This window comes from Streptococcus mitis (genome assembly GCF_026782865.1).
GTDB lineage: Bacteria > Bacillota > Bacilli > Lactobacillales > Streptococcaceae > Streptococcus > Streptococcus mitis_CG.
Window position 1 is genome coordinate 1 of record NZ_JAKUXK010000006.1, and the last position, 16,217, is coordinate 16,217.

The window sequence follows — 16,217 nt, forward strand, 5'->3', positions numbered from 1 at the left end:
ATCAAAACNNNNGCCGAAGCCGGCACCAAAACCTGCGCCGAAGCCAGCATCAAAACCTGCGCCGAAGCCGGCACCAAAACCTGCGCCGAAGCCGGCACCAAAACCGACTGAAAAAGCTAAAGAAACAACTCCTAAACAGGATAAATCACAATCTAAAGTTCAGTCTGGCTGGGTAGGAAATTACTACCTCAAATCAGATGGAAAGAGAGCTAAAAATCAATGGGTAGATGGTGGTCGTTATTATGTTGATTCTGATGGAAAAAAGGTTAAAAGTGACTGGATTTATGATAAAAACCATGGTTCATATTATTATCTAACAGCAGAAGGAAGCTCTGCTCGCAATAAATGGGTAGGAAATTCTTATCTCAAATCAGATGGAAAGATGGCCAAGAATGAATGGGTAGATGGTGGGCGTTACTATGTTGATTCTAAAGGCAAAATGCTAAGGAATAGATGGGTAGATGGTGGCCGTTACTATGTAGGATACGATGGTGTGCGGCAACCAAAACAGGCAGATGGGAATCCGTACAATGCTGCTTTAAGTAAAGCGAAAAGCTATAATTCGTCTTTACGTCTGTCAAAAAAAGCTCTCTATGACCAATTAACGTGGTATGGTTTTTCAAGTTCAGCAGCGCAGTATGCCATCGATCACTTGAATGCAGATTACAAAGCAAATGCCTTAATTACAGCAAGAGAATACCGAAAGAATACCAATTTATCAAAGACAAAAATTTATGAGAGGCTAACTTCTCCTTGGAGTGGACAATTTACAAAAGAAGAAGCTAATTATGCAATTCAAAAACTTAATCTACCATCAGAAGGCAGCTATCCTCGCAATAAATGGGTAGGATACTATTATTATAAATCAGATGGAAAGATGGCCAAGAATGAATGGGTAGATGGCGGTCGTTACTATGTTAAATCAGATGGTGAAATGGTTAGGGGCAAATGGGTAGATGGTGGCCGTTACTATGTAGGATACGATGGTGTGCGACAACCAAAACCGGCAGATGGGAACCCGTACAATGCTGCTTTAATTAAAGCGAGAAGCTATAATTCGTTTTCACATATGTCAAAAAAAGCTCTCTATGACCAATTAACATGGCATGGTTTTTCAAGTTCAGCAGTGCAGTATGCCATCGATCACTTGAATGCAGATTATAAGGCAAATGCCTTAATTCGAGCAAGAGAATACCGAAAGAATACCAATTTATCAAAGACAAAAATTTATGAGAGGCTAACTTCTCCTTGGAGTGGACAATTTACAAAAGAAGAAGCAAACTATGCAATTCAAAAACTAGGAGATAAATAGTTATTAATTATAAAATGTAACTTTTTCATGCAAACCTTTGCACAAAAGAGATGTTTTTGTTATACTATATCTGTAAGCATTTTCAATTAATTCATAATGAAAAAGGAGAAGACGATGAGTCAAAAGATTATTGGGATTGACCTTGGTGGAACTTCTATCAAATTTGCAATCTTGACAACAGCAGGAGAGATCCAAGAAAAATGGTCTATCAAGACCAACATTTTGGATGAGGGAAGTCATATCGTAGATGATATGATTGAGTCTATTCAACATCGTTTGGACTTGCTTGGATTGGCAGCAGCAGACTTCCAAGGTATTGGAATGGGATCACCTGGTGTGGTTGACCGTGAAAAAGGAACTGTTATTGGTGCCTACAACCTCAACTGGAAAACCCTTCAACCAATCAAAGAAAAGATTGAAAAAGCCTTGGGCATTCCTTTCTTCATCGATAATGATGCCAACGTAGCTGCTCTTGGTGAGCGCTGGATGGGTGCTGGAGATAACCAACCAGACGTTGTCTTTATGACACTCGGTACTGGTGTTGGTGGCGGTATCGTTGCAGAAGGCAAATTGCTTCACGGTGTTGCTGGTGCAGCAGGTGAGCTTGGCCACATCACTGTTGACTTTGACCAACCAATCGCATGTACCTGTGGTAAGAAAGGCTGTCTTGAGACAGTCGCTTCTGCAACAGGGATTGTCAACTTGACTCGTCGCTATGCCGATGAATACGAAGGCGATGCAGCCTTGAAACGCTTGATTGATAACGGAGAAGAAGTAACTGCTAAGACTGTCTTTGACCTTGCAAAAGAAGGAGACGACCTTGCTTTGATCGTTTATCGTAACTTCTCACGTTACTTGGGAATCGCTTGTGCCAACATTGGTTCAATCCTAAACCCATCAACAATCGTTATCGGTGGCGGTGTGTCAGCTGCAGGAGAATTCCTTCTACAAGGTGTTCAAAAAGTCTACGATGAAAATACCTTCCCACAAGTACGCACATCTACTAAATTGGCTCTTGCAACTCTAGGAAATGACGCTGGAGTTATCGGAGCAGCATCACTTGTATTGCAGTAAAATAAAAAAGAGGAAAAATGCTGACCTAGAGTTAGTAATGTTCCTCTTTTCTTTTTTATGCTATACTAGTTAGGAAACAAATGAGGTGAGAGTAAATGACAAAAGCAGATACGATTTTTAAAGAGAATATTGAACGAATCCTCAAAGACGGCGTCTTTTCTGAACAAGCACGTCCCAAGTACAAGGATGGGACTGTTGCCAACTCCAAGTACGTAACGGGTGCCTTTGCAGAGTATGACTTGGCCAAGGGGGAATTCCCCATTACAACCTTGCGTCCTATCGCTATCAAATCCGCCATCAAGGAAGTGCTCTGGATTTACCAAGACCAGTCAAATAGCTTAGACGTGCTTAATGACAAGTACAATGTTCACTACTGGAATGACTGGGAAGTGGGAGATACGGGAACTATTGGTGAGCGTTACGGGGCGGTCGTTAAGAAACACGACATCATCAATAAGCTTCTCAAGCAGTTGGAAGCCAACCCTTGGAACCGCCGCAATATTATCTCTCTCTGGGATTATCAAGCTTTTGAGGAGACAGATGGGCTGCTCCCCTGCGCCTTTCAGACCATGTTTGATGTCCGCCGTGTAGATGGAGAAATCTATCTGGATGCGACCTTGACCCAGCGTTCTAACGACATGCTAGTGGCCCACCACATCAATGCTATGCAGTACGTGGCTCTTCAAATGATGATTGCCAAGCATTTTGGCTGGAAGGTTGGGAAGTTCTTCTACTTCATCAACAACCTCCATATCTATGATAATCAATTTGAACAAGCAGAGGAATTGCTTCGTCGTGAGCCGTCAAACTGCCAACCACGCTTGGTTTTAAATGTTCCTGATGGGACTAGTTTCTTTGATATCAAAGCAGAAGATTTTGAGTTGGTGGATTATGACCCTGTCAAGCCACAGTTGAAGTTTGACCTAGCTATTTAAAAGAATAGAAAAAAGAAGTTGAGACAATAAATCCCAACTTCTTTTGTTTCTTAACGTGATACGCGGCGACGAGCTGCTTTTTTACGGTTTTCTTCGATGAAAGCTGCTTTTTGCTCTTCTGGTTCGATCACTTTCTTTTTAAATGCGTATACTGCACCTGCAACTGCAGCGACAGTTCCTGCGACACCTGTTACAAGACCTTTAGCGAATCCTTTAGCCATGAGTCTTCCTCCTTTATCTTCTTAATCAGCCAGCCCCCTCAAGAGGTCACATTTTTCTGACTGACCTTTTTGTGTTATAATAATAGTAACGAAAAAATGGGAATTTTTCAAGGAAAAAAGATGAAAACAAAAATAATTGTGATTGTTGGACCGACTGCTGTTGGAAAAACAGCCCTTGCCATTGAAGTGGCCAAGCGTTTTAATGGCGAAGTTGTTAGCGGTGATAGTCAGCAAGTCTATAGAGGTCTAGATATTGGGACGGCTAAGGCTAGTCCAGAAGAGCAGGCAGCTGTTCCCCATCATTTAATCGATGTTAGAGAGGTAACCGAGTCTTACTCGGCTTTTGATTTTGTTTCAGAAGCTAAGATGGCTATTGAGGATATTCATGGTCGTGGCAAGCTAGCCATTATCGCTGGTGGAACTGGGCTTTATATCCAGAGCTTGCTAGAAGGCTACCATCTCGGTGGAGAGACACCACATGAGGAAATTTTAGCTTATCGAGCTAGATTGGAGCCTTATACAGATGAGGAATTAGCTCATTTGGTGGAGCAAGCAGGTCTTGAAATTCCCCAATTTAATCGTCGTCGTGCTATGCGTGCCTTGGAAATTGCCCATTTTGGTCAGGATTTGGAAAATCAAGAGACCTTGTATGAACCATTGATTATCTGCTTGGATGATGAACGCAGTCAATTATATGAACGTATCAATCACCGAGTGGACCTGATGTTTGAAGCTGGACTTCTAGACGAAGCCAAGTGGTTGTTTGACCATTATCCAGATGTGCAGGCTGCCAAAGGCATTGGCTACAAGGAACTCTTTCCATATTTCCGTGGAGAGCAGACTCTCGAGGAAGCCAGCGAGAGTCTAAAACAGGCGACTCGTCGTTTTGCTAAGCGTCAGTTGACCTGGTTCCGTAACCGCATGCAGGTCACCTTTTATCAGATTGGAGAAGCTGGTGTGCAAGACCGCATTTTAAGCCAGATAGAGGAGTTTTTAGATGATTGATACGGAAAAAAAAGAGGAGCGAGTCCTGCTGATTGGTGTGGAATTGCAGGGCATGGACAATTTTGATCTCTCTATGGAAGAATTGGCTAGTCTAGCTAAGACAGCTGGGGCAGTCGTTGTAGATAGTTACAGACAAAAACGTGAAAAATATGATTCCAAGACCTTCGTCGGCTCTGGTAAGTTAGAAGAAATTGCGCTCATGGTGGATGCAGAAGAAATTACCACTGTCATCGTCAACAATCGTTTGACACCACGGCAGAATGTCAATTTAGAAGAAGTTCTCGGTGTCAAGGTCATTGACCGTATGCAGTTGATTCTGGATATCTTTGCAATGCGGGCTCGAAGTCATGAAGGGAAACTCCAAGTCCACCTAGCTCAGCTCAAATACCTCTTGCCTCGTTTGGTTGGTCAGGGGATTATGCTCAGCCGTCAGGCAGGAGGAATTGGTTCCCGTGGACCTGGTGAAAGCCAGCTGGAGCTGAACCGTCGTAGCGTTCGCAATCAAATCACGGATATCGAGCGCCAGCTCAAGGTGGTTGAGAAAAATCGGGCGACTGTCAGAGAAAAACGTTTGGAGTCAAGCACCTTTAAGATTGGTTTGATTGGTTACACCAATGCTGGGAAATCAACTATCATGAACACCTTGACCAGTAAGACCCAGTATGAGGCTGACGAGCTATTTGCGACTCTAGATGCGACGACTAAGAGTATCCATCTGGGGGGAAATCTCCAAGTAACTTTAACAGATACAGTTGGCTTTATCCAAGATTTGCCGACAGAGTTGGTGTCCAGTTTTAAGTCAACCTTGGAAGAAAGCAAGCATGTGGACCTTCTGGTTCATGTTATCGATGCCAGCAATCCTTACCATGAGGAGCATGAAAAAACAGTCCTGTCCATCATGAAAGACCTGGACATGGAAGATATTCCTCACCTGACCCTTTATAATAAAGCGGATTTGGTGGAGGATTTTACGCCGACCCAAACGCCCTATGCGCTCATTTCTGCCAAGTCTGAGGATAGTCGAGAGAATTTGCAGGCTTTGTTTTTAGAGAAAATCAAGGATATTTTTGAGTCCTTTACTCTGCGCGTGCCTTTTTCAAAGTCCTACAAGATTCATGATTTAGAAAGTGTTGCGATTCTTGAAGAACGTGATTATCAAGATGACGGCGAAGTGATTAGAGGCTACATTTCCGAGAAAAACAAATGGAGGTTAGAAGAATTTTATGACTGATATCAAAACCTTAGCTCTAAAATATGGGGGCTATACAAGTCTGGATAAGGTCTATCTGGACCAACTTCTAACTGGTAGAACAGAGCAGGAGCAGTTGGCACTGATTACTCCTCCTCCCAGCGTGGTCAATGCTTACTTTGCAGAACTCTATCAGAAAAAGAGTCCTGAAGCAGCGACGGATTATTTTTCGGAACTCAGTCAGGAACTGAATCTTTACAACGTTGAGCCAAGTTTCACCATAGAAAACAAGCCTTTTATTCGTCTTAACCTATCGGGCAAATCCTTTGGTTTTTGTTATGAGAGTGAGGGACTGGGTCGAATTTTCTCTGAGAATGAAGAGAAGATTTCGGATGACTTGCTTTTTGAAATTGCACAAATTTTTCCCCATCAACTAGTCTTTGAAGAGTCTGGCAAGATTTACATGAAGGCTGTTGGAGATGAGGAAGTTGTTAGCATGGAGAGTCTCACGGCTTTGACTGATTTGGAAAGCTTGACTGATGGTCGTAAACGTCTTAAAGGTTACAGCCAAGAGGAGTTATTACAAGAAGCCACAGCTTTTTCTGGCAAGCGCTATTTCCGATCGGAAAACCGCACAGCCATGTTATATATTGATTAATTAGAAAGTATCGAATGGATATTCAATTTTTAGGAACGGGGGCTGGCCAGCCCTCTAAAGCCCGCAACGTTTCAAGTCTCGCTCTGAAACTTTTGGACGAGATTAACGAAGTCTGGCTCTTTGACTGTGGAGAAGGTACGCAAAATCGCATTCTGGAAACCACAATTCGACCGCGTAAGGTTAGCAAAATCTTTATCACCCACCTGCATGGAGACCACATTTTTGGCTTACCAGGTTTCCTTTCTAGTCGAGCCTTTCAGGCTAATGAAGAGCAGACGGATTTGGAAATCTATGGACCTCAAGGGATCAAGTCCTTTGTCTTAACCAGCCTTCGTGTGTCAGGTTCGCGCCTGCCTTACCGTATTCATTTTCATGAGTTTGACCAAGATTCTTTAGGAAAAATCCTTGAGACCGATAAATTCACAGTGTATGCAGAGGAGTTGGACCACACTATTTTCTGCGTTGGCTATCGTGTCATGCAAAAGGATCTTGAAGGAACGCTGGATGCTGAAAAACTCAAGGCAGCTGGTGTCCCATTTGGCCCACTTTTTGGAAAAATCAAAAACGGTCAGGATGTTGTTTTGGAAGACGGAACTGAAATCAAGGCAGCAGACTATATCTCAGCGCCACGTCCAGGTAAGATTGTCACCATTCTTGGTGACACCCGAAAAACCAATGCTAGTGTGCGTCTGGCTGTCAATGCCGATGTCCTTGTCCATGAGTCCACTTATGGCAAGGGTGATGAAAAAATTGCTCGTAATCATGGTCATTCAACTAACATGCAAGCTGCACAAGTAGCGGTAGAAGCAGGTGCTAAACGCCTCCTGCTCAACCATATCAGTGCCCGTTTCCTCTCAAAAGATATCAGCAAGCTCAAAAAAGACGCTGCTAGTGTTTTTGAAAATGTCCATGTGGTCAAAGACTTAGAAGAAGTGGAAATCTAAAAGATTGAGAAAGGATAAGTATGCCTACTATTCTCATTACTGGAGCAAGCGGTGGCCTAGCCAAAGAAATGGTCAAACTCCTGCCAAATGACCAACTCATCTTGCTTGGTCGAAATAAGGAAAAATTAGCCCAACTCTACGGAAACCATCCCCATGCAGAATTGATTGAAATCGATATTACCGATGATTCAGCCTTAGAAACTCTGATAGCAGACCTCTATCTCCGCTATGGCAAGATTGATGTATTGATAAACAACGCTGGTTACGGAATCTTTGAGGAATTTGACCAGATTTCCGACCAAGATATTCATCAAATGTTCGAGGTCAATACCTTTGCTCTGATGAATCTGTCTCGTCGCCTTGCGGCTCGAATGAAGGAAAGTCGAAAAGGCCATATCATCAATATCGTTAGTATGGCAGGTTTGATTGCTACTGGTAAGTCTAGTCTCTACTCAGCGACCAAGTTTGCGGCCATTGGTTTTTCAAATGCGTTACGCCTCGAACTTATGCCATATGGAGTCTATGTGACAACAGTCAATCCAGGACCAATCCGAACAGGATTTTTTGACCAGGCTGACCCAGATGGTACCTATCTCAAGTCTGTTGACCGCTTCCTGCTAGAACCAGATGCAGTGGCTAAAAAGATTGTCAAGATTATAGGAAAAAACAAACGTGAACTCAATCTCCCGGTTTTGTTAAACTTGGCTCATAAGTTTTATACCCTCTTTCCCAAGCTAGCTGATAAGTTGGCAGGGGAGACTTTTAATTATAAATAGAAGAAGTTCCTTTTAAAGGGACTTTTTAATTCTTTTAATTTAAATGTTAATGAGCATTTTTATTTTAAAACTACATTCAGTTTTTTTAATTATTTCACAAATTTTAGAAAAAACAATCAAAAATATTATTTTATGTGCTTAAAGTATTGAAAATTCCTATATTATTTTATAAAATAAGGATAAAAGACTATTAAAAGTTATGCGCTTACACAAAAATGAAAGCGATTACTAAAAGGAGGGTTTTATGGGGAAAGGCCATTGGAATCGGAAAAGAGTTTATAGCATTCGTAAGTTTGCTGTGGGAGCTTGCTCAGTAATGATTGGGACTTGTGCAGTTCTATTAGGTGGAAATATAGCTGGAGAATCTATAGTTTATGCGGATGAAACACCTATTACTCATACTGCTGAGAAACCTAAAGAGGAAAAACCAATAGTAGAAGAAAAGGTTGATCAAGCTTTGGAAACTAAAAATGTAGTTGAAAGGACAGCACAAAAACAACCTAGTGTAACTGAGTCTATTTCATCTGAGAAGAAAGAAGATGAAGCCGTAACTCCAAAAGAGGAAAAAGTGTCTGCTAAACCGGAAGCAAAAGCTCCAAGGATAGAATCACAAGCTTCAAGTCAAGAAAAACCGCTCAAGGAAGATGTTAAAGCTGTGACAAATGAAGAAGTCAATCAAATGATTGAAGACAGGAAAGTGAATTTTAATCAAAATTGGCACTTTAAACTCAATGCGAATTCTAAGGAAGCCATTAAACCGGATGCAGATGTATCTACGTGGAAAAAATTAGATTTACCGCATGACTGGAGTATCTTTAACAATTTCGATCATGAATCTCCTGCACAAAATGAAGGTGGACAGCTTAACGGTGGGGAAGCTTGGTATCGCAAGACTTTCAAACTAGATGAAAAAGACCTCAAGAAAAATGTTCGCCTTACTTTTGATGGCGTCTACATGGATTCTCAAGTTTATGTCAACGGTCAGTTAGTGGGTCATTATCCAAATGGTTATAATCAATTTTCATATGATATCACTAAATACTTGAACAAAGATGGTCGTGAGAATGTAATTGCTGTTCATGCAGTCAACAAACAGCCAAGTAGTCGTTGGTATTCAGGAAGTGGTATCTATCGTGATGTGACTTTACAAGTGACAGATAAGGTGCATGTTGAGAAAAATGGGACAACCATCTTAACACCAAAACTTGAAGAACAACAACATGGCAAGGTTGAAACTCATGTGACCAGCAAAATCGTCAATACGGACGACAAAGACCATGAACTTGTAGCAGAATATCAAATCGTTGAACGTGGTGGTCAGGCTGTGACAGGTCTAGTACGTACAGAGAGCCGTACCTTGAAAGCACATGAAGTAACTAGTCTTGATGCGATTTTAGAAGTTGAAAGACCAAAACTCTGGACAGTTTTAAACGACAAACCTGCCTTGTACGAATTGATTACGCGTGTATACCGTGATGGTCAGTTGGTTGATGCTAAGAAGGATCTGTTTGGTTACCGTTACTATAACTGGACTCCAAATGAAGGTTTCTCTTTGAATGGTGAACGCATTAAATTCCATGGAGTTTCCTTGCACCATGACCACGGAGCGCTTGGAGCAGAAGAAAACTACAAGGCTGAGTACCGTAGACTGAAACAGATGAAGGAAATGGGAGTGAATTCGATTCGTACAACCCACAACCCTGCTAGTGAGCAAACTTTGCAAATCGCAGCAGAACTTGGTTTGCTTGTTCAAGAAGAGGCCTTTGATACCTGGTATGGCGGAAAGAAACCTTATGACTATGGCCGTTTCTTTGAGAAAGATGCTACTCACCCTGAGGCTAAAAAAGGTGAAAAATGGTCTGATTTTGACCTACGTACCATGGTCGAAAGAGGCAAAAACAACCCAGCTATCTTTATGTGGTCAATCGGAAATGAAATTGGTGAAGCTAATGGTGATGCCCACTCTCTAGCAACTGTAAAACGTTTGATCAAGGTTATCAAGGGTGTTGATAAGACTCGTTATGTTACCATGGGAGCAGATAAGTTCCGTTTCGGTAATGGTAGTGGTGGACATGAGAAAATTGCAGATGAACTGGATGCGGTTGGATTTAACTATTCTGAAGATAACTACAAGGCCCTTCGCGCAAAACATCCTAATTGGTTGATTTATGGTTCAGAAACATCTTCTGCTACTCGTACACGTGGTAGCTATTATCGCCCTGAACGTGAATTGAAACATAGTAACGGTCCTGAGCGTAATTATGAACAGTCTGACTATGGGAATGATCGTGTTGGTTGGGGGAAAACAGCAACCGCTTCATGGACTTTTGACCGTGATAATGCTGGTTATGCTGGTCAATTTATCTGGACAGGTACGGACTATATCGGTGAACCAACTCCATGGCACAACCAAAACCACACGCCGGTTAAAAGCTCTTACTTTGGTATTGTAGATACAGCGGGTATTCCAAAACATGACTTCTATCTCTACCAAAGCCAATGGGTTTCTGTTAAGAAGAAACCAATGGTTCACCTCCTTCCTCACTGGAACTGGGAAAACAAAGAATTAGCATCCAAAGTAGCTGACTCAGAAGGTAAGATTCCAGTTCGTGCTTATTCGAATGCTTCTAGTGTAGAATTGTTCTTAAATGGCCAGTCTCTAGGAGAGAAGAAATTCAACAAAAAACAAACTAGCGATGGACGAACTTACCAAGAAGGTGCTAATGCTAATGAACTTTATCTTGAATGGAAAGTTGCTTATCAACCAGGTACCTTGGAAGCAATTGCTCGTGATGAATCTGGCAAGGAAATTGCTCGAGATAAGATTACGACTGCTGGTAAGCCAGCGGCTGTTCGTCTTATCAAAGAAGATCATGCAATCGCAGCAGATGGAAAAGACTTGACTTACATCTACTATGAAATTGTTGACAGTCAAGGGAATGTAGTACCAACTGCTAATAATCTGGTTCGCTTCCAATTGCACGGACAAGGTCAACTTGTCGGTGTCGATAACGGAGAACAAGCCAGCCGTGAACGATATAAGGCGCAAGCAGATGGTTCTTGGATTCGTAGAGCATTTAACGGTAAAGGGGTTGCAATTGTCAAATCAACTGAACAAGCAGGGAAATTCACACTGACAGCCCATTCAGATCTCTTGAAATCTAGTCAAGTAACTGTCTTTACTGGTAAAAAAGAAGGACAAGAGAAGACTGTTTTGGGGACAGAAGTAGCAAGAGTTCGTACATTAATTGGTAAAGAACCAAAAATGCCGAAAACAGTAGGTTTTGTATACAGCGATGGTAGTCGTGAAAAACTTCCAGTAACTTGGTCTCAAGTCGATATTAGTCAAGCAGGAGTTGTGACTGTTAAAGGTACAGCAAATGGACGTGAGGTAGAGGCTCGTGTCGAGGTTCTAGCAATTGCGAAAGAATTACCAACAGTTAAACGTGTTGCTCCAGGAGCAGACTTGAACACTGTAGATAAATATGTGTCAATACTTGTAACCGATGGAAGTGTACAAGACTACGAAGTAGATAGCTGGGAGATTGCGGAAGCAGATAAAGCCAAACTTTCAGTAGCTGAATCACGTATTCAAATGACTGGTCAGTTAGCTGGAGAAACTATTCATGCAACCCTTGTGGTAGAAGAAGGAAATGCTGCAGCACCTGTAGTGCCAACTATTACTGTTGGTGGTGAGGCAGTAACAGGGCTTACTAGTCAACAACCAATGCAATACCGCACTCTTGCTTATGGTGCCCAATTGCCAGAAGTCACAGCAAGTGCTGAAAATGCTGATGTTACAGTTCTTCAAGCAAGCGCAGCAAACGGCATGCGTGCGAGCATCTTTGTTCAGCCTAAAGATGGTGGCCCTCTTCAAACCTATGCAATTCAATTCCTAGAAGAAGCACCCAAAATTGCTAACTTGAACTTGCAAGTGGAACAAGCTGACAGTCTCAAAGAAGACCAAACAGTCAACTTGTCAGTTCGAGCTCACTATCAAGATGGAACGCAAGCTGTATTACCAGCTGATAAGGTGAGTTTCTCTACAAGCGGTGAAGGGGAAGTTGTAGTCCGAAAAGGAATGCTTGAGTTGCATAAACCAGGAGCACTCACTCTGAAAGCTGAATATGAGGGTGCTACGGGTAAAATCAATCTCACTATCCAAGCCAATACTGAGAAGAAGATTGCGCAATCCATACGTCCTGTGAATGTAGTGACAGATTTACACCAAGAACCTACTCTTCCGTCAACAGTAACGGTTGAGTATGACAAAGGTTTCCCTAAAGCTCACAAAGTCACTTGGCAAGCTATTCCGAAAGAAAAACTAGACCACTATCAAAGCTTTGAAGTGTTAGGTAAAGTTGAAGGAATTGACCTGGAAGCGCGTGCTAAAGTATCTGTAGAAGGCATCGTTTCAGTTGAAGAAGTTAGTGTGACAACTCCAATCGCAGAAGCACCACAATTACCAGAAAGCGTTCGTACATATGATTCAAATGGTCACGTTTCATCAGCTAAGGTTGCATGGGATGCGATTCGTCCAGAGCAATACGCTAAGGAAGGTGTCTTTACAGTTAATGGTCGCTTAGAAGGCACTCAATTAACAACTAAACTTCATGTTCGCGTATCTGCTCAAACTGAGCAAGGTGCAAACATTTCTGACCAATGGACCGGTTCAGAATTGCCACTTGCCTTTGCTTCAGACTCAAATCCAACCGACCCTGTTTCAAATGTCAACGATAAATTGATTTCCTTTAATGACCGACCAGCCAATCGTTGGACAAACTGGAATCGTAGTAATCCAGAAGCTTCAGTCGGTGTTCTGTTTGGAGATTCCGGTATCTTGAGCAAACGCTCCGTTGATAATCTAAGTGTCGGATTCCACGAAGACCATGGAGTTGGTGCACCGAAGTCTTATGTGATTGAGTATTATGTTGGTAATACTGCTCCAACAGCTCCTAAGAATCCTAGCTTTGTAGGTAATGAGGACCATGTCTTTAATGATTCTGCTAACTGGAAACAAGTGACTAATCTAAAAGCCCCTGCTCAACTCAAGGCTGGAGAAATGAACCACTTTAGCTTTGATAAAGTTGAAACCTATGCTGTTCGTATTCGCATGGTTAAAGCAGATAACAAGCGTGGAACGTCTATCACAGAAGTACAAATCTTTGCGAAACAAGTTGCGGCAGCCAAACAAGGACAAACAAGAATCCAAGTTGACGGCAAAGACTTAGCAAACTTCAACCCTGATTTGACAGACTACTACCTTGAGTCTGTAGATGGAAAAGTTCCTGCAGTCACAGCAAGTGTTAGCAACAATGGTCTCGCTACCGTCGTTCCAAGTGTTCGTGAAGGTGAGCCAGTTCGTGTCATCGCGAAAGCTGAAAATGGCGACATCTTAGGAGAATACCGTCTGCACTTCACTAAGGATAAAGACTTACTTTCTCGTAAACCTGTTGCTGCGGTTAAACAAGCTCGCTTGTTGCAACTAGGTCAAGCACTTGAATTGCCGACTAAGGTTCCAGTTTACTTCACAGGTAAAGACGGCTACGAAACAAAAGACCCGACAGTTGAATGGGAAGAAGTTCCAGCGGAAAATCTGACAAAAGCAGGTCAATTTACTGTTCGAGGTCGTGTCCTTGGTAGTGACCTTGTTGCTGATTTCACTGTACGAGTGACAGACAAACTTGGTGAGGTTCTTTCAGATAACCCTAACTATGATGAAAACAGTAACCAGGCCTTTGCTTCAGCAACTAATGATATTGACGACAGTTCTCATGACCGGGTTGACTATATCAATGATAGAGATCACTCTGAAAATCGTCGTTGGACAAACTGGTCTCCAACGCCATCTTCTAATCCAGAAGTATCAGCAGGTGTGATCTTCCGTGAAAATGGTAAGATTGTAGAGCGGACTGTTGCTCAAGCCAAACTTCACTTCTTTGCAGATAGTGGTACGGATGCGCCTTCTAAACTTGTTTTAGAGCGATATGTCGGTCCAGACTTTGAAGTACCGACCTACTATTCAAACTACCAAGCTTACGAATCAGGACATCCATTCAACAACCCAGAAAATTGGGAAGCTGTTCCTTATCGCGCGGATAAAGACATTGCAGCTGGTGATGAAATCAACGTAACATTTAAAGCTGTCAAAGCCAAAGCTATGAGGTGGCGTATGGAGCGTAAAGCAGATAAGAGCGGTGTTGCGATGATTGAGATGACCTTCCTTGCACCAAGCGAATTGCCTCAAGAAAGCACTCAATCGAAGATTCTTGTAGATGGAAAAGAACTCCCTGATTTCGCTGAAAATCGTCAAGATTATCAAATCACCTATAAAGGTCAACGTCCAAAAGTCGCAGTTGAAGAAAACAATCAAGTAACTTCAACTGTGGTAGATAGTGGAGAAGATAGCCTTCCAGTACTTGTTCGCCTCGTTTCAGAAAGTGGAAAACAAGTCAAGGAATACCGTATCCAGTTGACTAAGGAAAAACCAGTTTCTGAGAAGACAGTTGCTGCTGTACAAGAAGATCTTCCAAAACTCGAATTTGTTGAAAAAGATTTGGCCTACAAGATAGTTGAGAAAAAAGATTCAAGACTGTATCTTGGTGAAACTCGTGTAGAACAAGAAGGAAAAGTTGGTAAGGAACGTATCTTTACAAGCACTAATCCTGATGGGAGTAAGGAAGAAAAACTCCATGAAGTGGTAGAGGCACCAACAGACCGCATCGTCTTGGTCGGAACCAACCCAGGCACCTCTCTTCCAGAAGACGAAGTGAAAAATCTTGTCCTTAACAGACCAGAACTTGTAATCGAAGAAGAAATCATCGACTTCAATGTTCAGGAACGTAAGTCTGATAAGTTGTATCTAGGTGAAACTCGTGTCCTCCAAGAAGGAAAACAAGGTGTCCGTGTTCGTTTAATCGAAGTGGAAGATGGAAAACGTCAGCTTAAAGAAACTTACGATAAAGTCGTTGCACAAGATCGTATCGTGGAAGTGGGGACCAATCCAGGTACTTCTCTTCCAGAAGACGAAGTGAAGAATCTTGTTCTGAATCGCCCAGAACTTGTAGTCGAAGAAGAAACCATTGACTTTAAGGTTCAGGAGCGTAAGTCTGATAAGTTGTATCTAGGTGAAACCCGTGTCCTCCAAGAAGGAAAACAAGGTGTCCGTGTTCGCTTGATTGAAGTGGAAAATGGGAAACATCAGCTTAAAGAAACTTACGATAAAGTCGTTGCACAAGATCGTATCGTGGAAGTTGGAACAAAACCAGGCACCTCTCTTCCAGAAGACGAAGTGAAAAATCTTGTGCTCAACAGACCAGAACTTGTAATCGAAGAAGAAACCATTGATTTCAAAGTTCAGGAGCGTAAGTCTGACAAGTTGTATCTAGGTGAAACCCGTGTCATTCAAAAAGGAAGACAAGGCATCCGTGTTCACTTGATCGAAGTGGAAAATGGTAAACGCCAACTCAAAGAAACCTATGATAAAGTCGCTGCACAAGATCGTATCGTGGAAGTGGGGACCAACCCAGGCACTTCTCTTCCAGAAGACGAAGTGAAAAATCTTGTGCTCAACAGACCAGAACTTGTAGTCGAAGAAGAAACCATCGACTTCAAAGTTCAGGAGCGTAAGTCTGATAAGTTGTATCTAGGTGAAACCCGTGTCATTCAAGAAGGAAGACAAGGTGTCCGTGTTCACTTGATTGAGGTTGAAAATGGTAAACGAACTGAAAAGGATAACTATGATAAAGTTATGGCTCAGGATCGTATCGTAGAAGTCGGTACAGCTGGTGAAACAACAAAACCAGTAACTCAAGAAGCTAAAAAACCAATCGCTTCAAGTGAATCTAGTCAAATTAACAAAGCCCAGTTACCAAATACAGGAAGTGCGGCAAGCCAAGCAGCAGTAGCAGCAGGTTTAGCTCTTCTCGGTTTGAGTGCAGGATTAGTATCCACTAAAGGTAAAAAAGAAGACTAGAAATTTTGATACCTTCTTTATCATTAAAGATCAGAGAGAAACTCTGTCCTAGATAGAAGATAAATCCCTTAGAATATAAGTTTCTAAGGGATTTTCTTTGTATAAAATTGTATAGTGTTATTGTCTAT

10 protein-coding genes are annotated in these 16,217 nt (G+C 42.1%); 9 read left to right on the top strand and 1 reads right to left on the bottom strand.

The window, feature by feature from the left end:
- The 3 genes from MK482_RS04690 to MK482_RS04700 form a co-directional block, all read left to right on the top strand.
- The coding region (locus MK482_RS04690) for an Ltp family lipoprotein (protein ID WP_268718120.1) at positions 1–1,312 on the top strand (1,312 nt) is incomplete at its 5' end.
- Between the two features lie 114 nt (positions 1,313–1,426).
- Positions 1,427–2,386: an ROK family glucokinase gene (locus tag MK482_RS04695; RefSeq protein WP_031227726.1), complete on the top strand. Its 960-nt coding sequence runs from the start codon at positions 1,427–1,429 to the stop codon at positions 2,384–2,386.
- A 95-nt stretch (positions 2,387–2,481) separates the two neighbouring features.
- Positions 2,482–3,321, top strand: coding sequence for a thymidylate synthase (locus MK482_RS04700; RefSeq protein WP_049551828.1), 840 nt, complete (start codon positions 2,482–2,484; stop codon positions 3,319–3,321).
- 50 nt (positions 3,322–3,371) lie between these two features.
- Here MK482_RS04700 and MK482_RS04705 read toward each other — a convergent pair whose 3' ends face one another.
- Positions 3,372–3,542 carry a DUF3042 family protein gene (locus MK482_RS04705; RefSeq protein WP_001051780.1) on the bottom strand — a complete coding sequence of 57 codons (171 nt, stop codon included), beginning with the start codon at positions 3,540–3,542 and terminating at the stop codon, positions 3,372–3,374.
- Between the two features lie 120 nt (positions 3,543–3,662).
- On the opposite strand from MK482_RS04705, the gene miaA reads away from it, so the two are divergent.
- From miaA to MK482_RS04735, 6 genes are all read left to right on the top strand, one after another.
- Positions 3,663–4,547 (top strand): tRNA (adenosine(37)-N6)-dimethylallyltransferase MiaA, encoded by an 885-nt coding sequence (miaA, locus tag MK482_RS04710; RefSeq protein ID WP_268718121.1) that lies wholly within the window; start codon positions 3,663–3,665, stop codon positions 4,545–4,547.
- Positions 4,540–5,778: a GTPase HflX gene (hflX, locus tag MK482_RS04715; protein WP_268718122.1), complete on the top strand. Its 1,239-nt coding sequence runs from the start codon at positions 4,540–4,542 to the stop codon at positions 5,776–5,778. Before miaA ends, hflX begins: the two co-directional genes overlap by 8 nt.
- A complete protein-coding gene (locus MK482_RS04720; RefSeq protein WP_153219339.1) occupies positions 5,771–6,394 on the top strand; it encodes a cystathionine beta-lyase in 624 nt (207 codons plus the stop codon). The genes hflX and MK482_RS04720 overlap by 8 nt, the downstream gene beginning before the upstream one ends.
- 14 nt (positions 6,395–6,408) lie before the next feature.
- Positions 6,409–7,338 carry a ribonuclease Z gene (gene rnz / locus MK482_RS04725; protein WP_268718123.1) on the top strand — a complete coding sequence of 310 codons (930 nt, stop codon included), beginning with the start codon at positions 6,409–6,411 and terminating at the stop codon, positions 7,336–7,338.
- Positions 7,339–7,358: 20 nt separating this feature from the next.
- Positions 7,359–8,114: an SDR family NAD(P)-dependent oxidoreductase gene (locus MK482_RS04730; protein ID WP_268718124.1), complete on the top strand. Its 756-nt coding sequence runs from the start codon at positions 7,359–7,361 to the stop codon at positions 8,112–8,114.
- Positions 8,115–8,358: 244 nt separating this feature from the next.
- The gene (locus MK482_RS04735; RefSeq protein ID WP_268718125.1) at positions 8,359–16,089 is read left to right on the top strand and encodes a G5 domain-containing protein; all 7,731 of its coding nucleotides are present in this window, start codon (positions 8,359–8,361) and stop codon (positions 16,087–16,089) included.
- Positions 16,090–16,217: the final 128 nt, after the last annotated feature.

What these genes read in the sequence shown, in the direction of transcription:
- MK482_RS04695 (WP_031227726.1), top strand. Translation starts at nt 1,427, where the DNA reads ATGAGTCAAAAGATTATTGGGATTGACCTTGGTGGAACTTCTATCAAA.
- MK482_RS04700 (WP_049551828.1), top strand. Translation starts at nt 2,482, where the DNA reads ATGACAAAAGCAGATACGATTTTTAAAGAGAATATTGAACGAATCCTC.
- MK482_RS04705 (WP_001051780.1), bottom strand. Translation starts at nt 3,542, where the DNA reads ATGGCTAAAGGATTCGCTAAAGGTCTTGTAACAGGTGTCGCAGGAACT.
- miaA (WP_268718121.1), top strand. Translation starts at nt 3,663, where the DNA reads ATGAAAACAAAAATAATTGTGATTGTTGGACCGACTGCTGTTGGAAAA.
- hflX (WP_268718122.1), top strand. Translation starts at nt 4,540, where the DNA reads ATGATTGATACGGAAAAAAAAGAGGAGCGAGTCCTGCTGATTGGTGTG.
- MK482_RS04720 (WP_153219339.1), top strand. Translation starts at nt 5,771, where the DNA reads ATGACTGATATCAAAACCTTAGCTCTAAAATATGGGGGCTATACAAGT.
- rnz (WP_268718123.1), top strand. Translation starts at nt 6,409, where the DNA reads ATGGATATTCAATTTTTAGGAACGGGGGCTGGCCAGCCCTCTAAAGCC.
- MK482_RS04730 (WP_268718124.1), top strand. Translation starts at nt 7,359, where the DNA reads ATGCCTACTATTCTCATTACTGGAGCAAGCGGTGGCCTAGCCAAAGAA.
- MK482_RS04735 (WP_268718125.1), top strand. Translation starts at nt 8,359, where the DNA reads ATGGGGAAAGGCCATTGGAATCGGAAAAGAGTTTATAGCATTCGTAAG.